Annotated in this window: 18 protein-coding genes; 14 read left to right on the forward strand and 4 right to left on the reverse strand. The window is 74.6% G+C overall.

Annotated elements, in window-relative coordinates:
- Positions 1 to 3 precede the first annotated feature (3 nt).
- From ccrA to ABTY61_RS22165, 3 genes are all read right to left on the reverse strand, one after another.
- A complete protein-coding gene (ccrA, locus tag ABTY61_RS22155; protein WP_350506747.1) occupies positions 4 to 1,341 on the reverse strand; it encodes a crotonyl-CoA carboxylase/reductase in 1,338 nt (445 codons plus the stop codon).
- Between the two features lie 397 nt (positions 1,342 to 1,738).
- On the reverse strand, positions 1,739 to 2,659 hold the full coding sequence (locus ABTY61_RS22160) for a TetR family transcriptional regulator (protein WP_350506748.1): 921 nt from the start codon (positions 2,657 to 2,659) through the stop codon (positions 1,739 to 1,741).
- Positions 2,660 to 2,910: 251 nt separating this feature from the next.
- The gene (locus tag ABTY61_RS22165) at positions 2,911 to 4,686 is read right to left on the reverse strand and encodes a 3-hydroxyacyl-CoA dehydrogenase family protein (RefSeq protein WP_350506749.1); all 1,776 of its coding nucleotides are present in this window, start codon (positions 4,684 to 4,686) and stop codon (positions 2,911 to 2,913) included.
- 551 nt (positions 4,687 to 5,237) lie between these two features.
- On the opposite strand from ABTY61_RS22165, the gene ABTY61_RS22170 reads away from it, so the two are divergent.
- The 5 genes from ABTY61_RS22170 (at position 5,238) to ABTY61_RS22190 (ending at position 12,905) form a co-directional block, all read left to right on the forward strand.
- Entirely contained in the window at positions 5,238 to 7,949 is a 2,712-nt protein-coding gene (locus ABTY61_RS22170; RefSeq protein WP_350506750.1) for an MXAN_6230/SCO0854 family RING domain-containing protein, read from the forward strand.
- A gap of 76 nt (positions 7,950 to 8,025) precedes the next feature.
- A complete protein-coding gene (locus ABTY61_RS22175) occupies positions 8,026 to 9,465 on the forward strand; it encodes a type I glutamate--ammonia ligase (protein WP_350506751.1) in 1,440 nt (479 codons plus the stop codon).
- 3 nt (positions 9,466 to 9,468) lie between these two features.
- The gene (locus tag ABTY61_RS22180; RefSeq protein ID WP_350506752.1) at positions 9,469 to 10,635 is read left to right on the forward strand and encodes an amidohydrolase family protein; all 1,167 of its coding nucleotides are present in this window, start codon (positions 9,469 to 9,471) and stop codon (positions 10,633 to 10,635) included.
- 248 nt (positions 10,636 to 10,883) lie between these two features.
- Positions 10,884 to 12,374: a S8 family peptidase gene (locus ABTY61_RS22185; RefSeq protein ID WP_350506753.1), complete on the forward strand. Its 1,491-nt coding sequence runs from the start codon at positions 10,884 to 10,886 to the stop codon at positions 12,372 to 12,374.
- 189 nt (positions 12,375 to 12,563) lie between these two features.
- Complete coding sequence (locus tag ABTY61_RS22190; protein ID WP_350506754.1) at positions 12,564 to 12,905, forward strand: hypothetical protein; 342 nt, start codon at positions 12,564 to 12,566, stop codon at positions 12,903 to 12,905.
- Here ABTY61_RS22190 and ABTY61_RS22195 read toward each other — a convergent pair.
- Positions 12,902 to 13,825 carry a HipA family kinase gene (locus ABTY61_RS22195; RefSeq protein WP_350506755.1) on the reverse strand — a complete coding sequence of 308 codons (924 nt, stop codon included), beginning with the start codon at positions 13,823 to 13,825 and terminating at the stop codon, positions 12,902 to 12,904. The genes ABTY61_RS22190 and ABTY61_RS22195 overlap by 4 nt on opposite strands.
- Positions 13,826 to 13,914: 89 nt before the next feature.
- Here ABTY61_RS22195 and ABTY61_RS22200 point away from each other — a divergent pair, with 89 nt between their 5' ends.
- From ABTY61_RS22200 to ABTY61_RS22240, 9 genes are all read left to right on the forward strand, one after another.
- Positions 13,915 to 14,355, forward strand: a complete 441-nt coding sequence (locus ABTY61_RS22200) for an SRPBCC family protein (RefSeq protein ID WP_350506756.1) — start codon at positions 13,915 to 13,917, stop codon at positions 14,353 to 14,355.
- Positions 14,356 to 14,543: 188 nt separating this feature from the next.
- Positions 14,544 to 15,698, forward strand: a complete 1,155-nt coding sequence (locus ABTY61_RS22205) for a glycosyltransferase (RefSeq protein WP_350506757.1) — start codon at positions 14,544 to 14,546, stop codon at positions 15,696 to 15,698.
- A 393-nt stretch (positions 15,699 to 16,091) separates the two neighbouring features.
- Positions 16,092 to 17,615, forward strand: a complete 1,524-nt coding sequence (locus ABTY61_RS22210; RefSeq protein ID WP_350506758.1) for a sugar transferase — start codon at positions 16,092 to 16,094, stop codon at positions 17,613 to 17,615.
- Positions 17,616 to 17,729: 114 nt separating this feature from the next.
- The gene (locus tag ABTY61_RS22215; RefSeq protein WP_350506759.1) at positions 17,730 to 19,052 is read left to right on the forward strand and encodes an O-antigen ligase family protein; all 1,323 of its coding nucleotides are present in this window, start codon (positions 17,730 to 17,732) and stop codon (positions 19,050 to 19,052) included.
- Entirely contained in the window at positions 19,049 to 20,809 is a 1,761-nt protein-coding gene (locus tag ABTY61_RS22220; RefSeq protein WP_350506760.1) for a lipid II flippase MurJ, read from the forward strand. The genes ABTY61_RS22215 and ABTY61_RS22220 overlap by 4 nt, the downstream gene beginning before the upstream one ends.
- A complete protein-coding gene (locus ABTY61_RS22225) occupies positions 20,799 to 21,650 on the forward strand; it encodes a polysaccharide deacetylase family protein (RefSeq protein WP_350506761.1) in 852 nt (283 codons plus the stop codon). Before ABTY61_RS22220 ends, ABTY61_RS22225 begins: the two co-directional genes overlap by 11 nt.
- Positions 21,647 to 22,762 carry a glycosyltransferase gene (locus ABTY61_RS22230; protein WP_350506762.1) on the forward strand — a complete coding sequence of 372 codons (1,116 nt, stop codon included), beginning with the start codon at positions 21,647 to 21,649 and terminating at the stop codon, positions 22,760 to 22,762. Before ABTY61_RS22225 ends, ABTY61_RS22230 begins: the two co-directional genes overlap by 4 nt.
- A gap of 49 nt (positions 22,763 to 22,811) precedes the next feature.
- Positions 22,812 to 23,663: a Wzz/FepE/Etk N-terminal domain-containing protein gene (locus tag ABTY61_RS22235; protein ID WP_350506763.1), complete on the forward strand. Its 852-nt coding sequence runs from the start codon at positions 22,812 to 22,814 to the stop codon at positions 23,661 to 23,663.
- The gene (locus ABTY61_RS22240) at positions 23,660 to 24,820 is read left to right on the forward strand and encodes a GNAT family N-acetyltransferase (protein WP_350506764.1); all 1,161 of its coding nucleotides are present in this window, start codon (positions 23,660 to 23,662) and stop codon (positions 24,818 to 24,820) included. Before ABTY61_RS22235 ends, ABTY61_RS22240 begins: the two co-directional genes overlap by 4 nt.
- The last annotated feature ends 2 nt before the right edge of the window (positions 24,821 to 24,822 follow it).

Below are 24,822 nucleotides of genomic sequence, written 5' to 3' on the forward strand. Positions count from 1 at the left end.
GTCTCAGACGTTACGGAAGCGGTTGATGGCGGGCAGGTGCTTGGCGCGCAGTTCGTGGTCGCGCACGCCCAGGCCCTCCTCGGGGGCCAGGCAGAGCACGCCGACCTTGCCCTGGTGCTTGTTGTGGTGCACGTCGAGGGCGGCCTGGCCGGTCTCCTCCAGGGAGTAGACCTTGGACAGGGTCGGGTGGATCCTGCCCTTGGCGACCAGGCGGTTGGCCTCGAAGGCCTCGCGGTAGTTGGCGAAGTGCGAGCCGACGATCCGCTTGAGCGACATCCACAGGTAGCGGTTGTCGTACTGGTGCATGTAGCCGGAGGTGGAGGCGCAGGTGACGATGGTGCCGCCCTTGCGGGTGACGTACACCGAGGCGCCGAAGGTCTCCCGGCCCGGGTGCTCGAAGACGATGTCGACGTCCTCGCCGCCGGTGAACTCGCGGATCTTCGCGCCCAGGCGCTTCCACTCGCGCGGGTCCTGGTTGTTCTCGTCCTTCCAGAACCGGTAGCCCTCGGCGGAGCGGTCGATGATCGCCTCGGCGCCCATGGCGCGGCAGATCTCGGCCTTCTGGTCGTTGGAGACCACGCAGATCGGGGTGGCGCCGCCGGCCAGCGCGTACTGGGTGGCGTACGAGCCGAGGCCGCCGCTGGCGCCCCAGATCAGCACGTTGTCGCCCTGCTTCATGCCGGCGCCGTTGCGCGACACCAGCTGGCGGTAGGCGGTGGAGTTGACCAGGCCGGGGGAGGCGGCCTCCTCCCAGGAGAGGTGCTTCGGCTTGGGCAGCAGCTGGTTGGTCTTCACCAGGGCGAGCTGGGCCAGGCCGCCGAAGTTGGTCTCGAAGCCCCAGATGCGCTGCTCCGGGTCCATCATCGTGTCGTTGTGGCCGTCCGGGGACTCCAGCTCGACGGACAGGCAGTGGGCGACGACCTCGTCACCGGGCTTCCAGGCGTTGACCCCGGCGCCGGTGCGCAGCACCACGCCCGCGAGGTCGGAGCCGAGCACGTGGTACGGCAGGTCGTGGCGCCTGGTGAGCGGCGACAGCCGGCCGTAGCGCTCCAGGAACCCGAAGGTGGAGACCGGTTCGAAGATCGAGCTCCACACGGTGTTGTAGTTCACCGAGCTGGCCATGACGGCGACCAGGGCCTCGCCGGGGCCGAGCTCCGGCAGGGCGACCTCGTCGAGGTGAAGGGACTTGCGGGGGTCCTTGTCGCGGCTGTCGAGGCCCGCGAACATCTGCTCCTCGTCCTTGTGGAGCGTGACCGCCCGGTAGGACTCGGGGAGCTTGATCGCCGCGAAGTCGGCCGACGTGGTGTCGGGGTTGAGGATCGCGTCGAGGATTTCCTGCATGGCTGCCTCCGAAGGCGTACCTGTGTGAGGGTCACAGGGCGTCTGGGGGAGCCGGGAGCGGACACCGGCTTCGCTGAGGTGGGTGGTTGGCGGTCAGGCGGTCGCCCGGTGGTGGTCCGGGCGGGGCTGGCACTGCGGGGATCTGCACTGCTGGTCTGGCACTGCTCCCGGGGTGTGGGAACGCCGGACGACGGCGCGCCGAGGTGGGGAGCCGCGGCGCCGCGACTGGTGAGTAACAAGGTAGTGGCACCCTGTGCCACTCGTAAAGACACCGGGTGTCAGGAATTCCGACGCTCTGGAAGGGTCCGGAACGCGCGTGGTGCGGGTACGCCGAGGGCCCGCGCCGACGGATCGGTGCGGGCCCTCGATATGCCTCTGACCTGCTGTTTCTACTGCCTCAGTGGTCCCGGGCGCCGCTCAGCGCGGCCCGGATGCTGTCCACCACGACGTCCAGTGGAGCGTCCGTCCGGGCGACTGTGATGAGCACCTCACCTCCAGGGCTGGCACTCAGTGCGCTCTCCGCCACGACGTCCTCCGGCATCCCACTGGCACCCGGTGCCACCAGTGACCCCCGGCGTCTGGCACCCGGGGCGCTGGCCGCCCAGAAGGTCCGCCGGATCACCTCGAAGGAGTGGTCCAGCTGCGCCTCCACGTCACCCCGCCCGCCCGCCCGCAGCCAGCGCCGCAGCACGTGGTTGTGCGCCGCGACCACCGCCGCCGCCGACACCTCGGCCAGCATCGAGTCGTCCTCGCCGCCGCGCTGCCAGCCCGACGGGATGGACTCGCCGGTGTCGAAGCGGCCCAGCAGGTACCGGGTGAACAGCCGCTCGTACCGGGCCACCACCGCGATCTCGCGCTCGCGCAGCGCCGGGACCTGACGGATCAACTGGTACCGCGCGACCGACACCCCCGGGGTGGAGGCGTACATCCGCAGCACCTCCTTGATGCCGCGGCAGACCACGTCCAGCGGGTGCTCCTCCGGCTCGGCGCTGGCCAGCAGGTCGGCCACCCGGACCAGGGTGTCGTCGTGGTCGGGGAAGATCGCCTCCTCCTTCGACCGGAAGTACCGGAAGAAGGTGCGCCGGGCGACCCCGGCGGCCGCCGCGATCTGGTCGACCGTCGTCTCCTCGTAGCCCTGCGAGGCGAACAGCTCCATCGCGGCCGCGGCCAGGTCCTGGCGCATCTGCTGGCGCTGCGCCGCCGCCCGGCGGCTGCCCGGCCCGGCCTCCGTCCCGGTGCTCCCGGACGGGCCGGCCGTCCGTTCGGTGCCGCGCGGTCCGGCGGAGTGCTGCGGGGTGGCTGACTGAACCCGATCCATGTCCGGAACGCTACACGGCCCGGGTGGCGCGTCCGCGGCCCTTCCCCGGCGCACCGGCGTGACCGGGCCGGTCACCGCCGGTCTGGGCCAGCGGGCGGACACCGCCCCCGGGGGCCGGCCGGCGCGGCCGTCCGCCCCGGAGCCGTACGGGGCGGTGCCGTTGCCGTGGGCCGCGCCGGTGCCGGGCGGCACGGCCCCGTACGCCGCCGCCCCCGCGTCGGGCAGTCGGCCGCCCCCGGCCCGTGACGTGGTCACCGGCGCGCGTGGTCGCGGAAGCCGCGGCCGGTCTTGCGGCCCAGGCAGCCGGCCGCGACCAGGTGCTCCAGCAGCGGCGCCGCGGCCAGGCCCGGCTCGCGGAACTCCTGGTGCAGCACCTGCTCGATGGTCAGCGAGACGTCCAGGCCGACCACGTCCAGCAGCTCGAACGGGCCCATCGGGTAGCCGCAGCCGAGCTTCATCGCGGTGTCGATGTCGTCCACCGTCGCGTAGTGCTCCTGGAGCATCCGCACCGCGTCGTTCAGGTACGGGAACAGCAGGGCGTTGACGATGAAGCCGGCCCGGTCGCCGCACTCCACCGGGTGCTTGCGCACCTTCGCGGTCAGCTCCAGCACCGTCGCCGTGACGTCCGGGGCGGTCAGCACGGTGGAGACGACCTCGACCAGCTTCATGGCCGGCGCCGGGTTGAAGAAGTGCATGCCGATCACGTCCTGCGGCCGCGAGGTGGCGGTGGCGCAGCTGATCACCGGCAGCGAGGAGGTGGTGGTGGCGAGCACCGCGCCCGGGCGGACGATCTTGTCCAGGGCGGCGAACAGCTCCCGCTTGACCGCCAGGTCCTCGGCGACCGCCTCGACCACCAGGTCCACCTCGGCCAGTTCGGAGTACTGGCCGACCGGGGTGACCAGCGCCAGCGCGGCGTCCCGCTGCTCCGCGGTCAGCCGGCCCTTGGCGACCGAGCGCTCCAGCGACTTCGCCAGCTGCGCCTTCGCCCGCTCGGCCTTCTCCTGGCTGCGGGCGGCCAGCAGCACCGGGTGCCCGGCCTTGGCGAACACCTCGGCGATGCCGGTGGCCATCGTGCCCGAGCCGCAGACGCCGACCGTGCGCACCGTGCGGCCGGGCACCTTCGGCCGGGCCGGGCCGGTCGCCGCGTCCACGGCCCTGGACGAGCCCGGCGCCTCGTAGGTGTAGAAGCCGCGCCCGGACTTGCGGCCCAGCAGCCCGGCCGAGACCAGCTGGCCGAGGATCGGCGCGGGCGCGTGCAGCCGGTCGCGGGACTGCTCGTACATCGCCTCCAGCACGGTGCGCGCGGTGTCGACGCCGATCAGGTCGAGCAGCGCCAGCGGGCCCATCGGCAGGCCGCAGCCGAGCCGCATCGCGGCGTCGATGTCCTCCCGGGAGGCGTACTTGGACTCGTACATCGAGGCGGCCTGGTTCAGGTACGCGAACAGCAGGCCGTTCACCACGAAACCGGCCCGGTCGCCGGCCGCCACCGGTTCCTTGCCCAGGTCGCGGGCGAAGGCGGCGGCGTCCTCGGCGGTCTGCGGGGAGGTCAGCACGGTGCGGACCACCTCGACCAGCTTCATGGTGTGCACCGGGTTGAAGAAGTGCAGGCCGAGCACCCGCTCCGGGCGGGCGGTCGCGGCGGCGATCCGGGTCACCGACAGCGCGGTGGTACCGGTGGCCAGCACCGTGCCCTCCGGACAGATCCGGTCCAACTCGGCGAAGACCTCCCGCTTCAGCTCCAGCTGCTCGGGGACCTCCTCGATCACCAGGTCCGCCTCGGCGGCGGCCGTCAGCGCGTGCCCGACCGAGATCCGGGCCAGCAGCGCGGTGCGCTCCTCGGCGGTGATCCGCTCCCGGTCGACCGCGTGCGCGGTCGCCTCCTCGATCCGGGCCAGTGCCCGGGCGGCCGAGTCCTCGGAGGCCTCGATGCCGATCACCCGGCGGCCGCTCCGGGCGACCGCCACCGCGACGCCGGCACCCATCGTTCCGAGGCCGACGACGGCCACGGTGGGGAAGGGACGCTCCATCAGTCCTGACTCCTATGTCATGAAAGGGCCCGCGCGTGCTCCGGCGGGCGGGCCGCCGCGCCCGTCGACGACGACGGGGGCGGCCGCCGCCGGAGGAGGGTCCACGCGCGGGGGCTCGGGGGGATGACGGGGTTCCGGCAGACCCGGGCAGCGGCCGGTCCGCTCCGGCCGAACTGCGGGGTGTGCCGTGGTACTCAGGCGCTCGAAGGTGAAGGAAGCGGCGCTGATACGAGGGGAGGAACCCGGTCCGCCGCGGTTCGCGGCACCGACCGGTGAAGGCACCGTGCGGGCGCCGAAGACACGACGACCGCGACCTGCCGCCGGTGCGGCTCCCGAAGCCCGGCGGTGGTGCGTCCGGCCACTGTAGCGAAGCTACTGGCCGGTAGGAAGGGGGCGGGAGCGGAAAACCGTTCGGCTCCCGCACCCGCTCTCGCTAGAGTGATCGGCGCGGGGGCGGCTCCGCGGCGTGCTTCCTTCTCCTCATCTCCAAAATGACCCGAGCGCGCCCACTCTCCGCCCCCGCTTCGTCATATCCAGCGGGGGACAGAGAAGTGAAGAAGCCGAGCGTCGTGGAGCCCGGGAACGGGCTGGACGCCTACTTGCTGCGCCGTCACGGGACGGTTCCGGTCGCACCCGGCGCCGCCCCCGGGGAACCGCTGCCCTGGTCCGCCCAGGGGCTCGTGGCGCTGGAAGCCGACCTGGTGCAGCGCGGCTACGTGCTGACCCGCGACCTGCGCGCCGCCCTCGGCCGACTGCGCCCGCTGGACCTGTCCGCCGCCGGCACCCGACTGCTGTCGCAGATCGACGCGCTGCTCGGCGCCGACCGCAGCCACCAGCCGCTGTTCCGCACCTTCCCCGAGGGCGTGCCCTCGCACGCGCACGCCTCCTACTCCGCGACGATCCGCGGCTACCTGCTCTGCCAGGCGAGCCAGCTCTGCGCCGTCTGCGAGCGCAGCAGCCTGGAGGCCGGGATCGGCGCGCTGGCGCCGTGCGCCCACCTGCTCTGCGGCGACTGCTACGCGGAGGTGCCGGAGGACGGCGGCGACCGCCACTGCCCGCTCTGCCGCACCCCGTTGGAGGGCAAGCGCTACCTGTCGCTCGACACCCGGGCCGCCCGCCACGCCGCCCGCGTCCTCCAGCCCGGCAGCACGCTGCGGCCGCTGCGCCTGGCCGGCTCCGACGACACGGCCGAGCTCGCCGGCGCCGCGCTGGCCACCCTGCTCGCCCGCCACACCCCGCTGAGCCCGCAGGACCGCGAGGAGCTCGCGCTGCTGCTCGACCACGCCCCCGCCGACCCGGCCGCCTGGCTGCCCGCCGAGATCCCCGTCCGGGAGAGCCGCGCCACCGTGCTGGCCACCCTGCTGCGCCGCGACCCCGAGCGCACCCGCCCGCTCCTCGACGCCCACCTCACCACCGCCACCGACGTGCTGCGGCTGATCTGGGCCTGGTCCGGCGCCGAGCCCGACCTGCTGCCGGAGACCGCCCGCAAGCTGCGGCTGCGCAACCTGCCCCGCCCGCTGCGCCGCGAACTCCTCGCCGTCCTGGACGCGCTCCCGGTCGGCACCCTCGCCGAGGACCTGCGCCGGCACCGCGCCGCCTGGCTGCGGGCCGGCGAACTGCTCCACCCGTACGAGCACCGCGCCCGCTTCCCGTACGCGGCCGCCGCCTTCGCCGTCGTCCGGCAGAGCGACCTCGACCTGCACGGCCTCGGCCCGGAACTGCGCGAGGCCCCGGCCCCGCTGCGAGTGCGCGAGACGCCCGGCGGCCACACCCGGCTGGTCGTGGAGACCTTCGCCGCCCGGGTCGAACACGCCCTCGCGCAGGGCGACCTGCCGGCCGCCGTCCGGCTGCTGGCCCGCCGCCCGGGCGAGCTGGTGCGCCGCCTCCACCACCTGCTGCGGGTGCACGCCGGCTGGTTCCCGGGCGAGCCGCTGCCCGTCGAACTCGCCGAGGCACTGCCCGGGGCCCTGCGCGCCGTCGCCCCCGGTCCGCTGCTCGGCGCGTACGGGCGGCTGCGCGCCCCGCGCGAACGCGGCGAGCAGCGGCTGTACTTCCCGCGCGGCCGGGTCGCCTCCGCGCACGCCCGCCACGACTGGGGCACGCCCGTCCCGGCCGCCCTGAGCGCCCCGGTCTGCGCCCTGATCGAGGCCGAACTGCTGTGCCGGGCCGAGCGGTCGGCGCGCGCGGCCGGGCGCTACGAGGTGGCCGTGCTGGACGCCGGACTGGCCGACCTGGTCGTCCCGTTCGCCGAGCGCGCCAGCGCCAAGACCCTGGTCGCGGTGCCGCGCGGCAGCGTGCAGCGGCTCCCGGACGGGCAGCACCTGCGGCTGTTCGTGCACTGGATGCAGCAGGTGAACCAGCGGGTCGACCTCGACCTGTCGGTCGCCTTCTACGACGAGGAGTGGCGGTTCGCCGGCCTGTGCGACTACACCCGGCTGGTCACCGGGCCGCGAGCCGCCGTCCACTCCGGCGACTTCACCACCGCCCCGCCGCCGCACGGCGCCACCGAGTTCGTCGACCTCGACCTGACCGCCCTGGGCAAGGCCGGCGCCCGGTACGCCGTGGTGGTGGTGTTCAGTTACAACGACGTCCCCTTCGAGGACCTCACCGAGGCCTTCGCGGGCTTCATGACCCTGACGCCCTCCGAGGCGGCCCGCAACCGTGGCGGCAGCTTCCACCCCCGGAGCGTGCGCCAGCGGCTGGACCTCGCCGGGGACGCCAGGATCTGCCTGCCGATGATCGTCGACCTCCAGGCCCGCAACTACACCTGGACCGACCTCAACGTCGGTGCCGGTGCCGGGTTCCACAACGTCGCCCGCCATCAGGCCGAGATCGGCTCGCTCGCCGACGCGGTGCTGACCCACTTCGCCTCCGGCACCCGGGCCACCCTGTGGGACCTCGGCTGCGCCCTCGCCGCGGCCGGCAGCGACGAGGTGTGGGTGCGCGACCGGACCGGCCGCGGGCTCGGCCGCTACCGCCGGGGAGCGGACGAACCGCTGGAGTCCTTCGCCGAGCGGGTGCGCGGGCGGTACGAGAGCGACCACCGGACCGAGCAGCCGCCGGACGACACCGCCCGGCTGATCGCCGAACGCCTGGCCGGCACCCGGGCGTTCACCGCCCTGGTGCACGCCGACCCGTCCGCCCCGGCCGGGGCGAGCGGCACGCTGTACCGGCTCTACCCGGGGCCGCTGGACGCCGCACCGGACGCCCTGGAGCGGATCACCGCGGGGGAGTTGGTGGCCCGCTTCGCCTCGAACGGGTGAATGGGCGGACAAGCGTCCGTTCGTTCCACCCGACAGGGGAGTTACCGGCCCCCGGTCCGCGGGGCAGCATGGCGGCATGAGCACCGTCACCGCATCCCAGGCCGCCGACCCGGTCGGCCCGCTCGGTCCCGCCGCCCTCGCGGCGGCCGTCGCGCTGCCCCCGCGGGCCGAGCGCGCCGAGCGGGCCCAGTGGGCCGTCGACCGACTGCGCACCGCCGCCGTCGAGGCGGTCGCCGTCACCTGGGTGGACAACGCCGGCATCACCCGGGTCAAGGCCGTACCGCTCGACGGCCTGGTGCACGCGTCCCAGTGGGGCGTCGGCACCGCGCCCTGCTTCGACGTCTTCCTCGCCGACGACGCCATCACCACCAGCCCGCTGATCGGTGGCCCCACCGGGGACCTCCGGCTCTACCCCGACCTCGACCGGATCGTCCCGCTGGCCGCCCAGCCCGGCTGGGCCTGGGCCCCGGGGGACCGCCACACCCAGGCCGGCGGCCCGCACCCGGGCTGCCAACGGCTGTTCGCCCGCCGGATGGAGGCCGCGGCCGCCGCCCGCGGGCTGAGCCTCAAGGCCGGCATCGAGGTCGAGTGGGTGGTCGCCGTGGCGGGGCCCCCGAACGAGCCGCCGCAGTACCCCACGCACGGCCCCGCGTACGGCATGCACCGGCTCACCGACCTCTCCGACTACCTGCGGGACGTCCTGCGCGCCCTCGGCGAGCAGGGGCTGAGCGTGCTGCAGATCCACCCCGAGTACTCCCCGGGCCAGTTCGAGGTCTCGGTCGCCCCCGAGGGCCCGGTCGGTGCCGCCGACACCTCCGTCCTGGTCCGGCACACCGTCCGCGCCGTCTCCGCCCGGCACGGCCTGCGGGTGTCCTTCGCCCCCGTGGTCGAGCCGGACGGGGTCGGCAACGGCGGGCACCTCCACCTCAGCCTCTGGCGGGACGGCCGCAACCTCGGGCACGGCGGCTCCGGCCCGCACGGGCTGACGGCCGAGGCCGAGGGCTTCCTCGCCGGGGTGCTCCAGGCCCTGCCCGAACTCCTGGTGCTGGGCTGCTCCAGCCCGGCCGGGTACCTGCGGCTGGTGCCCCAGCACTGGGCCGGGGCGTACCAGTGCTGGGGCCTGGAGAACCGGGAGGCCGCGCTGCGCCTGGTCACCGGCTCCACCGGGGAGCGCGCCTCCGCCGCCAACGCCGAGGTCAAGTGCTTCGACGCGAGCGCCAACCCGTACCTCGCGGTCGGCGCGGTGCTCGCCGCCGGCTTCGCCGGGCTGGCCGAACGCCGCGCCCTGCCGCCGGAGTTCACCGGCGATCCGGCCGCCGCCGAGCCGGGCACGGTGCCCCGGCTGCCGCAGGGCCCGACCGAGGCGCTCGCCGCGTACGAGCGCTCGGCGGTGCTGCGCGAGGCGCTCGGCGAGCCGCTGCACCAGGCGGTGGCGGCGGTGCGGCGGGCCGAGGCCGAGCAGTACGCGGCCGTCGGTCCCGAGGAGCTGATCGCGGCGACGCGCTGGCGGTACTGAGCAGTGGCCCGGCCGGAGGCCACAGCACCGGGCATCGGGGCGCCGGACATCGGGGCGCCGGCTGTCGGGGCGCTGGTCGACCACCACTGCCACAGCGTGGTGGCGGCCGAGCTCGACGACGACGCCCTGGCCGGGCTGCTCACCGAGTCCGACCGCCCGCCCGCGCCCGGCTGTTCACCCTTCGACAGCGCGATCGGCCTGGCCGTACGGCGCTGGTGCCCGCCGGTGCTCGGCCTGCCCGCGCACGCCCCGGCGGCCGACTACCTGGCCCGGCGGCGCGAGCTGGGCGCCGCCGAGTCCACCCGCCGGCTGCTGGCGGCCGCCGGGCTGGACACCTGCCTGGTGGACACCGGGCTGACGGCCGCCGCGGGCCGCGCGCTGTTGCCGCTGACCGAACTCGCCGGGGCCACCGGCGCGGTGGTGCGCGAGGTGGTCCGGCTGGAGTCGGTGGCCGAGACGGTGTCGGCCGGCGCCGAGGACTGGCCCCGGGCCGTCGGCGAGGCGTTGGCGGCCGCCGCCGCCGATGCCGTCGCGGTCAAGTCGGTGCTCGCCTACCGGCACGGCCTGGCCGCCCCGGCCGAACGGCCCACCCGCTCGGCCGTGGTGGCCGCCGCCGGGGCCTGGCTGCGCGGCGGCCGCGGCCGACTGGCCGATCCGGTGCTGCTGCACCACCTGCTCCGGACGGCCGTGGACGTCTGCGCCGAGCTGCGCCTGCCGCTACAACTCCACACCGGCTTCGGCGATCCCGACCTCACCCTGCACCGCGCCGACCCGTCGCTGCTGACGGACTTCGTCCGCGCCGCCGAGCCGAGCGGCGTCCCGCTGGTGCTGCTGCACGGCTATCCGTACCACCGGCAGGCCGGCTGGCTGGCCCAGGCCTTTCCGACGGTCTACACGGATCTCGGACTGACGGCCTCGTACACCGGGCCGCGGGTGGCGGCGGTGCTCGGCGAGATGCTGGAACTGGTGCCGTTCGGAAAACTGCTGTTCTCCACCGACGCCTACGGACTTCCCGAACTGTTCGTGGTGGGTGCCGCACAGTTCCGGTACGGACTGGGCATGCTCCTCGCCGACTGGCAAGCGGCGGGCGCCTGTTCGGCCCCGGACGCACGGCGGCTGGCGCAACTGGTGGCCGTCGACAACGCCCGTCGATTGTACCGGCTCGGCTGAGCGGACGGGCATGTTTTCGCGCACATGCCAAGGTCGGTCGCGTCGTCGGCGAACCATCACTTTTTAACAATCTTCAACTCTGTTGCCCTTGCTGGCCGATGGATGGCTAACCTTCGCTGTTGGTCAAGATGTGACGATTAGATGACTACCTCTTGCGCTTATCAGCGAATATTCATTAACGTCCCGGTCATCCCAGCGCACCTGCCACACCGCAGCTGCCGGATGACGACTCGGGAGGGCCAACCCCAATGAGAGTTCCTCGGATCAGCCGGACCCGCTACGCGGCAGTGGGCCTCGTGCTCGCCACCGCCGGAGCCCTCGCGCTCCCGGCCGGCACCGCCGTCGCGGCGCCCACCGGCGACTCGACGACCGGTCCGCTGCTCAGCTACGTCGTCAACACCAAGGCCAACCACGGCCAGGTGCAGAAGGTGGAGAAGGCCGTCACCGCCCTCGGCGGCACCGTGGTCCAGTCCTACGAGCAGGTCGGCGTCATCGTCGCCCGCTCCAACGACACCAAGTTCGCGGAGAAGCTGCGCCTGGCCAAGGGCGTCGACTCCGTCGGCGCCAGCCGCACCAAGGGCATCCTCGCCGCCGACCAGGGCAAGGCCGAGGTCGCCGAGGCGCCGACCGGTGCCGCCGCCGCTGCCGACGGCCAGGAGCCGTACGAGCCCAACCAGTGGGACATGCGCCAGATCGGCGTCGACAAGGCGCACAAGATCTCGCTCGGCAGCCGCAACGTCACCGTCGGCGTGCTGGACTCCGGCATCGACGCCACCCACGAGGACCTGGCCGCCAACGTGGACGCCTCGCAGTCGGTCTCCTGCATCGACGGCAAGACGAACACCGACTGGAAGGCCTGGCAGCCGACCACCAGCGACCACGGCACCCACGTCGCCGGCACCATCGCCGCCGCCAAGAACGGCAAGGGCATCGTCGGCATCGCCCCGAACGTGAAGCTGGCCGCGGTCAAGGTCGTCGACGACGGTGGCTTCATCTACCCGGAGAACGCGGTCTGCGGCTTCGTCTGGGCCGGCGAGCACGGCTTCAAGGTGACGAACAACAGCTACTACGTCGACCCGTGGATGTTCAACTGCCCGAACGACAAGGACCAGGCCGCGATCTCGGACGCGATCCGCAAGGCCGTCGCCTTCTCGCAGCGCAAGGGCGTCCTGAACGTCGCCGCCGCCGGTAACGAGAACATCGACCTGGCCCACAAGACCGTCGACGTCTCCAGCCCGGACGACACCACCAAGACCACCCGTCCGATCACCAACGACTGCCTGTCGCTGCCGACCGAGCTGCCCGGCGTGGTCGCGGTCTCCGCGGTCGGTGTCAACGGCGACAAGTCGTACTACTCCAGCTACGGCAAGGGCGTCGTCACCGTCGCCGCGCCGGGCGGTGACGCCCGCTACCAGATCCCGGACACCCCGGACAAGAACGGTCGCATCCTGTCGACCATCCCGGGCGGCAAGTACGGGTACATGCAGGGCACCTCGATGGCCGCCCCGCACGTCACCGGCGTGGTCGCGCTGCTCGCCAGCACCTTCCCGTGGGCCAGCCCGGACGAGCTGACCGAGCTGCTCACCAACCAGGCCGAGTCCCACGCCTGCCCGACCGGCGTCTACAACCCGGGCAACACCGGCAACTACAAGGCCACCTGCGAGGGCGGCGTGGACGACAACGGCTTCTACGGCGCGGGCATCATCAACGCCGAGAAGGCGGTCCAGTGGTGGCGCTGACGCGCTGACCAGCCGGCGCTGACCATCCGGCGCTGAGCACCGAACACTGAGCACCGAACACTGAGCTGGGGAGCGGGGCCACGGGCCCCGCTCCCCAGCGGCGTTCGAGTACCCGTACTCAGGCCGCCGGCCCGCTGGTGGGACAGGATGGCTCGACAACCACCGGGGTCCTCGCAGGAGTTGAACGGCATGGCTGCCACCGTCACCGGGCCGCAGGCCCCTGTCCGTCCCGCCGCCGAGCGGCGGCGCCGGCTCGTGCCGGCGCTCGGCGTCGTCCAACTGCTGCTCGCCGCGCCGATGCTGGTGCCCATCGCGACCCTCACCCTCACGGCCGCGAGGTACCTCCTCGCCCTCGGGGTGGTCGGGGTGGTGTTCGCCCCCGTGGTCGCCGCGGGCCCGCTGCTCGGGCTGGAGATCGGGGGGCTGGTCGCGCGACTGCGGGGGTTCCGCCGGGACACCGGCTTCGCGGTGCGGACCTTCGGCCTGCTGCTCGGCACCGTGATCGAGTACCTCACGCTGCGCTGGAACTAAGGCCTGTCCGGCGGACCCTGGCCCTCGGCCTCGAAGTGGTGCTCCCAGACCGTCTCCACCGACGGCTTGCCGTGCAGGTCGGGCACCTCCTGCAGCCAGGCCGGTCGACCGGCCCGGGTGCGGGCCGCGTTCCGCCGCTCCGCCTCGCGCAGTTGCTCGGGGGTGGCGAAGCCCTCCGGCAGCCACTCCTCGGAGAGCACCGCCCGGGCGGCCAGGTGGGTGACGTAGGCGTGCCGGACGGCGTCCACCGAGTCGAAGCCGGGCTCGTCGGCCAGCCACTCGTCCGGGACCAGCGCCACCACCTGCTCCAGCAGTTCGACGGTGACCAGCGGCCCGAGGTCCTCGTCGGCCAGCCGGACGTCCGGGGCGCAGCCGCCGAGTGCGTGCGCGCTGAGGTCGTAGCGCTTGCCGACGGACGCCTCCGCGGTGGCCCAGCGGTGGTGGAAGATCAGCGCGGCGCCGTTGTCGATCAGCCAGAGCCGCCGGTGCCAGACCATCAGGTTGGGGTTGTGGACGGTGCGGTCGACGTTGCCGGTGAGCGCGTCCAGCCAGACCACCCGCCCCGCCTCGGCGGAGTCCACCGGGATCGTCCCGGGCCGGTAGTCGGCGGCCCCGGGCAGCAGGTCCATCCCGAGGTTGAGGCCGGCGCTGGCCTTGAGCATGTCCTGGATCTCGGCGTCCGGTTCGTCGGCGGCCACCACCGGGTCGAAGTCCACCAGTCGCAGCTCCGGCACCCGCAGCCCGAGCCGCCGGGCCAGCTCGCCGACGATCACCTCGGCCACCAGTGCCTTGCGGCCCTGGGCGGCACCGGTGAACTTGACCACGTACGTCCCCAGGTCGTCGGTCTCCACGACGCCCGGCACCGAGCCACCGGCCCGCAGCGGGTCCACGTAGCGCAGCGCAGTCACCAGATCGAGCACACCCGCCACCCTATCCCGCCGTGCCGCGTGATTGGCTTGCCGGTGAGACCGGTACGCAGAGCGGTACCCACCACAGAGGAGAGCAAGGCATGGGACAGGTGCAGGCCACCACCGAGCGGGACTACGACGCCGCGCCCGAGCGGGTGTACGAGGCGCTGGCCGACTACCAGGTGACCCGCCCGAAGCTGCTGCCCGCGCAGTACAGCGAGTACGAGGTCCGGGTCGGCGGCACCGGCGCGGGCACCCAGGTGCACTGGAAGCTGCAGGCCACCGAGAAGCGGGTGCGCGACTGCCTGTTCACCGTCTCGGCGCCGAAGCCGGACCAGCTGGTGGAGAAGGACGCCAACTCCAGCATGGTGATCACCTGGACCGTCGCGGCCGCCGGCGAGGGTCGTACCAAGGTCACCGTCACGGCCACCTGGCAGGGCGCGACCGGCATCGGTGGCTTCTTCGAGCGCACCTTCGCCCCCAAGGGCCTGAACCGGATCCACGACCAGGTGCTGGCGAACCTGGCCGCCGAGGTCCGCTGACCCCGAGGTCCGCCGACCCCGAGGTCCGCTGATCCCGGTGTCCCACCTGATCCGGGGGAATCGCCCGGAGTTTCGAGCGGCTCGTCCGCCCGTACGAGCCGGAAGCCGTACGGGTGGACGGCCCGCCACCTGCGGGTGACGGGAGCCGCCCGGTGCGGGCGAGCCATCCTAGGCTCGCCGCCGTGCATATGACGATCCTTCACATTTCGCAGCCGGTGGACGGCGGAGTCGCCCGCGTCCTCGTCGATCTGGCCCGGGGGCAGCGCGAGGCCGGGCACCGGGTGCTGGTCGCCTGCCCGCGGGGCGGGCGGTTGGCCGAAGAGGCCGCCGCGGTGGGCGCGCTGGTCCAGGACTGGCCCGCCGACCGCTCGCCCGGCCCGGCCACCGCCGCCGAGGCCTGGCGGCTGCGCCGGATCGTCCGGGCCGCTGGGCCCGACGTGGTCCACCTGCACAGCGCCAAGGCCGGTCTGGCCGGCCGGCTGGCCGTGCGCGGCGCGGTGCCGACCGTCTTCCAGCCGCACGCCTGGTCCTTCGCCGCCGTGGACGGCCCGATGGCCGCCGCGACCCTGCGCTGGGAGCGCTTCGCGAGCCGGTGGGCGCACCGGCTGCTGTGCGTCAGCGTCCAGGAGCGGGCCGACGGCGTGGCCGCCGGGGTGCACGCCGACTGGGCGGTGGTGCCCAACGGTGTGGACGTCCGCCACTACGCGCCCGCCGACCGCCGGGCTGCCCGGATCGCGCTCGGGCTGGACCTGGACGCCCCGCTCGCGGTCTGCGTCGGCCGGCTGTGTCGGCAGAAGGGCCAGGACGTGCTGCTGGCCGCCTGGCCGGAGCTGCTGCGCCGGGTGCCGCAGGCCCGGCTGGCGCTGGTCGGCGGCGGGCCGGAGGAGCAGCGGCTGGCCGAGGCGGTCCGGGAGTCGGCCGAGCCGTCCCGGGTCCGGCTGGTGGGGGACGTGCCGGATCCGCGTCCGTGGCTGGCGGCGGCGGACCTGGTGGTGCTGCCCTCGCGCTGGGAGGGGATGGCGTTGGCGCCGCTGGAGGCGATGGCGGCGGCTCGGCCGGTGCTGCTGACGGACGTTCCGGGCGCCCGGGAGTGCCTGCCGCAGGCGGTGCGCGCGCAGTCGGTGGTGCCGCCCGAGGACGCGGGCGCGCTCGCCACCCGGATGGCCGAAGCCCTGTCCGATCCGATCGAGTGCGAGCGACGCGGTGCCCGGCTGCGCGAGCACGTGGTCGCCCGGCATGACGTTCGTACGGTGGTCGAACAGGTGGACGTCCTGTACCGCCATCTGCTGGGGGCCGGACCGGCGGCCGGGCGGCGCAGGACCCGTGTCCCAGAGCGGATCTGATCGTTTCACATGCCGTGAATCCCCGCCGTACCGGCGTCGGCGCATTCGCACCCTCAACCGGAAATGGGCGAGGCGTCAAGTCAGAAATTCCTATTAATGGGCGGCTGGAATGAAACGGCAAGTCAACTTCCGCCGGACATGCCCAGGTTCGGTATTGTCGGATTTTGCCTGCTTCGTTTCGATTCCACCCCGGAAAATCGCGTCCGGGCCCGTCGTGGCCGCGTCCATGCTGACCAGCCGTTCCGCGATCGGCCCCCTCGCCGGAGAACCGAAAGCCGTCAGCGATAGCAGGTGCTGTCAGGACCGCGCCCACCGGGCCGGGACGGCCGCCCCATGCCCATCGGTGCCGGGGCACCGCCACCCCGGGCACACAGCAGGGGAGTTCGTGCGCTGATGACCATTGACCACGACCGTGTGCCACGATCCGGCGGGCCCCTGTCCGGCCCGCGGCTGCCCGGCACCGGGCTGCTCGACCGGCCGGCCAGGGCGACCTACCCCCGAGCGGTGCCGTCGCCCCGCCGACACCGCCGGGCCGCCCGGTCCCGGCTCGCCCTGCCGCTCGCGCTGGTCCAGGTCGACGCGATCGCCCTCTGCACCGCCACCGGCATCGCCAACCGGGCGATCGACCCGACCGTCCCGCTCGCCCCGCTGCTCGGCGCCGCCGCCGTCCTGCCCCTGCTCCTGCTGCTCAACCTGGCCGGCGGCCTCTACCGCACCCGACTCACCCTCTCCGTCCTGGACGAACTGCCGGCCCTGGCCGTCCGCGCCGTGGTCGCCACCGCCTTCGCCGTCACCCTGGCCGGCTGCCTGGACGGCCGCTGGCCCGACTGCGGCCCGGCCACCCCGGCCCGCCTCACCGTCCTGCTCGGTGCCCAGTTGCTGATCGCCGCCCTCGGCCGCGCCGTCCTCTACCACCTGGTCCGGCGGATCCGCTGCGGCCGCCCCAACCCCGTCCTGGTGCTCGGCGCCGGCCGGCTCGGCCGCAAGGTCGCCGCCGCCCTCCGCGAGCACGGCGAGTACGGCATGCGCCCGGTCGGCTTCCTGGACGCAGACCCGCCGCTGCTGGCCGACGACACCGACCTGCCCGTCCTCGGCGGCCGCGAGGTGCTGGAGCGCGAGGTCCGCCGGCACCGGATCCACCACGTGATCGCCACCGCCGGCGCCGCCGACGAGGGCGAGACCGCCGCCGCCCTGCGCGACGCCGTCCGGCTCGGCTGCCAGGTCTGGCTGGTGCCCGCGCTGCGCGAGCACGGCTCGCTGCCCACCGCCCCGATCGCCGGCGGCGACCACCTGTGGGGCTTCCCGTGCCTGCGCCTCGGCAGCCCGGCCATGCGCCGCCCCGGCTGGGCCGCCAAGCGCGCCCTGGACGTCGCCGTCGCCGGGACCGGCCTGCTGCTGCTCGCCCCCGTCCTGGCGCTGTGCGCCCTCGCCGTCCGCTTCGACACCGGCCCCGGTGTGCTCTTCCGCCAGCAGCGCACCGGCCTGGACGGCCGGGTCTTCACCGTCCTGAAGTTCCGCACCCTGCGCCCGAGCAACGAGCACGAGTCGGCGACCCGCTGGAACATCTCCCAGGACCACCGGATGGGCGCCGTCGGCCGACTGCTCCGCAAGAGCTCGCTGGACGAGCTCCCGCAGCTGTGGAACATCCTGCGCGGCGACATGAGCCTGGTCGGCCCGCGTCCCGAACGCCCGTACTTCGTCATGCGGTTCAGCCAGGCCTACCCCGAGTACGGCGACCGCCACCGGGTCCCGGTCGGCCTCACCGGCCTCGCCCAGGTCAACGGCCTGCGCGGGGACACCTCGATCGAGGAGCGGGCCCGCTTCGACAACCGCTACATCGAGAGCTGGAGCCTCTGGCAGGACGTCAAGATCCTGTGCCGCACCGCGGCCCTGATGCTCCACCCGGACGGGAGCTGACCCGGCGTGGCCCTGACCGTCGAGCCGCCCGCCCCGAGCCGAAGGGGCGTTCCGGTGCCGAAAGCGACGAGCGACGAGCGAGCGCATCGAGTGCCGAAGCGAGGAAGGTCGGCAGTGGGTTCGAGCGCCCCGGAGGCGAGCGGGCGAGCAGCAGCTCTACGGCGGGCCCTGCCCGCCCTCGCCGACCGGTCCAGTCTGCTCGCGGCGGCCACCGTCCTGCTGGTCTGCGTGCCCGCCGGGGAGAAGGACGTCACCGCGGCCGTCCACGTCACCGCCGCCGACGTCGCCTCGCTCGCCCTGGTCGCCCTCACCGCGCTCAACCTGCTGCGCGGCCGACTGCCCGCGATCAGCCGCGCCGCCTGCGCGCTGTTCGGCGGCATCGTGGTCGCCGCCGCCGTCGCCACCCTCGGCTCGATCGACCCGACCACCAGCCTCACCGGCTTCGTCCGGCTCACCCAGGTGTTCGTCCTGGTACCGGCCGCCGTGCTCTGCTCGCTGCGCGACCGCACCGACCAGCGGCTGGTCCTCGGCTCCTTCGTGCTCGCCGCGCTGATCCAGGGCGTGGTCGGGGCGAATCAGTACCTCACCCGCACCGGCGCCTCCTACACCGGCCAGCCGATCCGGGCCGTCGGCACCTTCGGCGCGCTGGACATCATGGGGATGTCCACCGTGGTCAGCTACGGACTGCTCGCCGCCCTCGCCCTCGCCCTCGGCGAACGGGGCCCCGACGGAAACGCGCGGCTGCGCCGGGCGATGTTCGCCGCCGCCGCCTTCCTCGCGTTCCCGCTCGCCGTCTCGTTCAGCCGCGGCAGCTGGATCGCCACCGGCGTCGCCGTGACCGTGCTGCTGCTGCGCGCGGACGCCCGGCTGCTGGTCCGCAGCGCCGTCCTGGGCCTGGCCGCGGCGGTCGTCCTGGTCGGCGGCCTCGGCCTCGGCGCCTCCGGCGTCACCGAGCGGCTCAGCTCGATCGGCTCCGTCTCCGCCGCACCCGACCAGTCCGTCTCCGACCGCTACGACCTGTGGGCCACCGCCGGGCGGATCTGGCAGGACCACCCCGTCCACGGCGCCGGGCCGAAGGCCTTCCCGCGGCTGCGCGACAGCCACGCCCCGCTGCGGCTGTCCTCCGGCAGCGACGCCGCCGACTCCACCATCGGCTTCCAGCGCGAACCGCTGCTCTCCCCGCACAACATGTACTTCCTGGTGCTCAGCGAGCAGGGCCTGATCGGCATCACCGCCTACGCCGCGCTCTTCCTCGGCCTCCTCCTCGGCTGCCTGCGGCACCGCCGCGGCACCTCGCTCGCCGCCCTCGCGCTGCTCACCTGGGTGCTGGTGGACTTCCTGTACGCCGACATCGGCGGCACCACCACGGTGCTGACCTCCGTCGTCCTCGGCCTCGCGGCCCGCGCCGCCGCCCGGGAGCCGGCGGTGACCCCGTGACCACCGACCAGCCCGTCGCCCTCGCCTCCGCCCTCCCGGCCCCGCGCAGCGCCCCCGCCCCGCACCGGACCCCGGCCCCCGGGCCGGGCCGGGCACCCCGGGGCGGCTTCCTCGCCAAGGCGTTCGGCGTCACCGCCGTGCTCAGCGCGGCCGGCTCCGGCCTCGGCCTGCTGCGCGACCTCCTGCTGGCCCGCTACTTCGGCGCCAGCCAGGGCACCGACGCCTTCCTGGTCGCCTGGACCGTGCCCGAGACGGCCGCACCGCTGCTGATCGAGGACGCCATGTCCTTCCTCATGGTGCCCGCCTTCGCCCTCGCCCTGGTGCTGCGCGAGGAGGACCCGGACGCCCCCGACCCGGTCCGCCAGCTGGTCCGCGCCACCCTGCCCGGGCTGCTGCTCGCCCTCAGCGGGCTCGCTCTGGCCGCCGCCCTCGGCGCCCCCCAGCTGGTCGAACTGCTCGCCCCCGGCCTGCCCGACCCGGGCCTGGCCGTCTCCTGCACCCGGATCACCGCGATCACCGTGCTGCCGTTCGGCGTGGTCGGCTACCTGGCCGCCGCCCTGCGCGCCCACCACAGCTTCACCGCCCCGGCGGGCATCTACGTCGCCTACAACCTGGGCATCCTGGCCCTGCTGTTCGGCTTCCACGGCGTCCTCGGCGTCCGCTCCGCCGCCCTCGGCGTGGCGCTCGGCAGCCTGCTGATGGCCGTCCTGCTGGTCGGCCCGTTCCTGCGGCACCTGCGGGCCGGCCAGGCCGGGGCCGGCCGCACCCGGCGCGGCCGCAACGCGCTGGTGCTGATGCCGCTGGCCCTGCTGCCGGTGGCGGCCTTCACGCTGACCCGGCAGTCCCAGGTCTTCGTCGAGCGCTACCTCGGCTCGGCGCTGCCGCCCGGCACCATCTCGCACCTCAACTACGCGGCCAAGGTCTCCCAACTCGCCATGACGGCGGGCATCCTGATCTGCACCGTCACCTTCCCGCTGGTCGCCCGGGCGCTCGCGGCGGGGGACCTCACCGCGGCCCGGGACCGGGTCGAGAAGGACCTCGGCCAGGCCGCGGCGGTCGTCCTGCTCGGTACGGCCTTCCTGATGGCCTGCGCTCCCTCGGCGGTCTCGCTGCTGTTCGAGCGCGGCGCCTTCGGCCCCGGCGACACCACCGCCACCGCGGCGGTCATCCGGGTGTACAGCCTCGGGCTGCCCGCCCAGGCGCTGATGGGCGTGATGATCCGCCCGTACTTCTCGCTGCGCCCGGTGGTCCGCCGGGCCGACGACCCGCGCAGCGAGGACGGCGGGCGCCGGCTGCTGGACTGGTACCCGGTCGCCGCGATGCTGCTCGGCCTCGGGGTGACCGTCACCGTCGGCCTGCTCGCCACGCCCCGGTTCGGCGCCCTCGGCCTGGCCGCCGGCAACGCGGCCGGGATCACCGCCGCCGCCGCGCTGCTGCTGCGCGGCCTGGTGCTGCGCGGCATCCCGCTGCGGCTGCGCCGGGTGCTCGGCGGCCACGCCCGGCTGGTCGCCGCCGCCGCCGGGGCCACCGCCCTGGGCGCGGCCGCCGCCGGCCTGGCGGCCGATCCGCTGCTCTCGACCCTCTCCGGGGGCCTCACCGTGGTGCTGGTCTTCGCCGCCCTCGGCACCGGGCTCCGGGCCGGCGAGGTGCGCGGCCCGGTCCTCGCCGCCGCCCGGGTCCTGGGACTCGGGCCCGTCCGGCGGGCCCCCAACCCGCCAACCGTCGCCGACGAAGGGAAGTTTCCCCATGGACGATGAACGGGGAACCGTCCGTTCGGCCCGGGCGGGCGCCAGCGACGCCCCGTCCGACCGGGCGCGACTGCCCAGGAGCCGCCGTACGGTCGGCGAAGCCGCCCCGCCCGGCTCCTCCTCGCCGTGGATCCTGATGTACCACTCGGTGGCGGTCGAGGAGGAGGACCCGTACCAACTCACCGTCAGCCCCGAGCGGTTCGCCGAGCAGATCGGCTGGCTGCACCGGCGCGGGCGGCGCGGCGTCTCGGTCCGCGAGCTGATGCGGGCCCGCGCCCAGGGGCGGGACGACAAGCTGGTCGGCCTGACCTTCGACGACGGCTACGCGGACTTCGCCCGGTACGCCGTCCCGATCCTCCAGGCCTACGGCTTCACCGCCACCGCCTACGTCGTCGCCGACCTGCTCGGCCAGGACAACGGCTGGGACACCGAGGGCCCGCGCAAGAAGCTGCTCACCGTCCAGGAGGTCACCGAACTGGCCTCCGCCGGTTGGGAGATCGGCTCGCACGGCCTCGGCCACCAGGCACTGCCGGGGCTGCCCGCCGACGTCCTCGCGGTGCAGACCCGGGAGAGCCGGCGCCTGCTGGAGGAGGTCGTCGGCGGCCCGGTCACCGGCTTCTGCTACCCGTACGGGGCCGTCGACCGGCCCGCCGCCGCGGCCGTGCGCGACGCGGGCTACGACTACGCCTGCGCCATCGCCCACTCCCCGCTCACCGGCCGGTTCGCCCTGCCCCGCTGCTACGTCGGCGACCGCGACGGCGCCTGGCGGCTGCGCGCCAAGAAGGGCCGCCACCGGCTGCGCGACGCCGTCACCTCCTTGAAGCACAGTCGTCGGGAGCGTCGGCCGTGAAGGTGCTGCACATCGTCACCGGGCTCGCCTCCGGCGGTGCCGAGCGTCAACTCCACCTGCTGCTGAGGCACTTGCCGCCGCACCAGCGTTGCGAGGTGCTCGCGCTGACCAATCCCGGCACGGTCGCCGACGCGCTGCGTGCCGACGGCGTGACCGTGCACCACCTCGGCATGCGCGGCAACCGGGACCTCGGCGCGCTGCCCCGGCTGGTCCGGCTGGTCCGGGCCGGCCGCTACGACCTGGTGCACACCCACCTCTACCGCGCCCAGCTGTACGGCCGGCTGGCCGCGCGGCTCGCCGGGGTGCGGGCGGTGGTCTCCACCGAGCACTCGCTGCACGCCGGGGTGATCGAGGGCCGCCCGGTCACCCGGGGCGTCAAGGGCCTCTACCTGGCCGCCGAGCGGCTCGGCAGCACCACCGTCGCGGTCTCCCGGCAGGTCGCCCAGACCCTGCGCTCCTGGGGCGTCCCGCCGGCCCGGATCGAGCTGATCCCGAACGGCATCGACACCGCCGGCTACCGCCGCCCGCCGGCCGAGCGGGCCGCCGCCCGCCGCCGGATCCGGGCCGAACTCGGTCTGCCGGAGGGCAGTTGGGTGGTCGGCGGGGTGGGCCGGCTGGTCCCCGGCAAGCGCTTCGAGGTGCTGCTGGCGGCGCTCGCCGAACTCGACCCCGGGACCAGGCTGGTGCTGGTCGGCGAGGGCCCGGAGCGGGTCGAGCTGGACCGCTGGGCGGCCGAACTCGGCGTCCGGGAACGGCTGGTGCTCACCGGTGAGCGCTCCGACGTCCCCGACCTGCTGGCCGCGATGGACGTGCTGGCCGCCCCCTCCACCGCGGAGACCTTCGGCCTGGGCGTGCTGGAGGGCCTGGCGGCCGGGCTGCCGGTGCGGCACAGCGCCTGCCCGGCGCTGGACGAACTGCCGCCCAGCGCCGCCCCGCAGGCCCGCCGGATCCCCTCCGAGCCCGCCGCGTACGCCGCCGCGCTGCGCGACCTGCGGCAGCTGAGCGGCCACATCGCGGACCCGCTTCCGCACCCGCCGGCCGTCGGCCACTACGACATCGTCCGGGTCGCCGCCGACCTGGGCGCCCTCTACGACCGGCTGGCCCGCGGCTGACCCGCCCGCCGCCGGAACCGCAGTACCAGACCCAAGGAGCCACACCCACATGACCACACCGCTCCGAAGCGCCCGCCACCTGGTCCGCCGCTGGTGGCCGGTGGCCCTCGCGGTGCCGCTGGGCGCCGCGGCCGGCGCCGGGTACGCCGTCGTCTCGCACCCCTCGTACGCCGCCAGCGCCTACGTCCTCGTGGTGCCGCAGAACCCGGGGGAGGCGTCGACCGCGACCAACTTCGCCCAGGCGTACGGCCGGCTCGCGGGCCAGCCGCAGGTGCTCGCGGTGGCAGCCGCCGAGACCGGCCACACCCGGTCCGAGCTGGAGACCCTGGTGTCCGGGACGACCTCCCCGGACGCCCCGATGATCGAGATCACCGGCACCGGGGGGCGCCCCCAGGAGGCGGCCGAGACCGCCGACGCGGTGGCCCGCTCGCTGGTCGCCTTCGCCAACACCAGCAGCAGGGACACCAACGTCCGGCTGGTCACGCTGGCGCCGGCCGCCGAGCCGGACAAGCCGACCACCCCCTCCGCCAAGCTGGACGTCGCGGTCGGTGCCGCGGCCGGGCTGCTGCTCGGTTCGCTGGTGCTGATGACCCGGCGGCGCGGCGGAGCACCCGCCCCCGAGGCCGCAGAGGCCGCTGAGGCCGCTGAGCCGGCTCCGGCCCCCGCGACGCCCCGTCCGCGCGCCGAGGAGCCGGCCGGCAAGGCCCACGCCGAGTCCGAGCCGAAGTCCTACCCCGAGGGCGAGCCCGGGAACTCGGCGAAGACCGGGGCGAAGACCGGAACGAAGACTGAGGCGAAGACCGGGGCGAAGACCGGGGCGAAGACCGCGCCCGAGGCGGAGCCCGCCGCCGCGGTCGAGCCGCCGGCCAAGGAGAAGGCCGCAGCCCGGAGCGGACGATGAGCACCGAGACCCGGGCCGCCGGCCTCCCGGCCCAGTCGGCCGCGCCCGTCTGGACCACCGAGCTGCGCCGCGAGGACGACGCGCTGGACACCGTCGCCGAGGAGTGGGACGACCTGGTCGCCCGCTGCCGGACCGCCACCTTCTTCCAGGCCGGCGTCTGGCAGCGGTCCTGGTGGCGCCACTACGGCCGCCCCGGCGCCCTGCTGCTGGTACTGGTCCGCCGGGACGGCCGGCTGGTCGGCGCGGGCGCCTTCATGCGCCGCGGCGGCCCGTTCGGCGGCCTCACCGGCCTCGGCGCGGGGCTGGTCGACTACGGCGACGTGCTGCTCGACGACGACTGTGCCGACCGGGCCGCCGCCGAGTTCGCCGCCGCCCTCCCGCTCACCCGCCCCTGGCACTGGCTGGAGCTGCGCGAGGTCCACCCCGAGGCGGCGGTGCAGCGGGTGTACGAGCACTGGCACGGCGCCCGTCGCCGCCACCAGGACTCGCTCTGCCAGTACCTGCCGGCCATCCCGATGGAGCGGCTGCTCAAGCGGGTGCCCGGCAAGACCGCCCAGCGCAGCCGGGTGAAGCTGCGCAAGATCGCCGAGGCCGGGGTACAGGTCCGGTCCACGCCGGTGGAGGAGGTGCCGGCCGCGCTGGAGGGCCTGCTGCGGCTGCACTTCCTGCAGTGGAAGGAGCGCGGCGTCACCGCCGAGCACCGCACCGAGCGCTTCGCCCGGCACCTGACCGAGTCCACCACCGGCCTGGTCGCCACCGGCCGGGCGGCCGTCCACCAGTTCCACCTGGACGGCGAGCTGGTCGCGGTCAACCTGCTGCTGCTCTGCCCCTCCTTCGGCGGGCTCTACATGTACGGCGCCCACCCGGTGCTGCGCGAGCGGCTGGACATCGCCGGGCTGCTGTTCAGCGCGGCCCTGGACGAGACGGTCGGCGCGGGAGTCCCGGTGCTCGGCCTGCTGCGCGGCCAGGAACCGTACAAGCAGCGCTGGCGGCCGGACGGGACGCCCAACCAGCGCCTGCTGCTGGGCCCGGTCGGCGCGGCCCCGGCGGTCGCCGCCCGGGCCGGCGCGGTGCGGGCCCGGCAGGCGCTGGCGCACCAGCTGCGCACCCGCTTCCCCCGGCTCAAGGAGGCCCTCCTGGCCCGCCGCCGGGCCTGACG

The sequence above is a fragment of the Kitasatospora sp. NPDC096128 genome (assembly GCF_040303105.1).
Lineage (GTDB): Bacteria > Actinomycetota > Actinomycetes > Streptomycetales > Streptomycetaceae > Kitasatospora.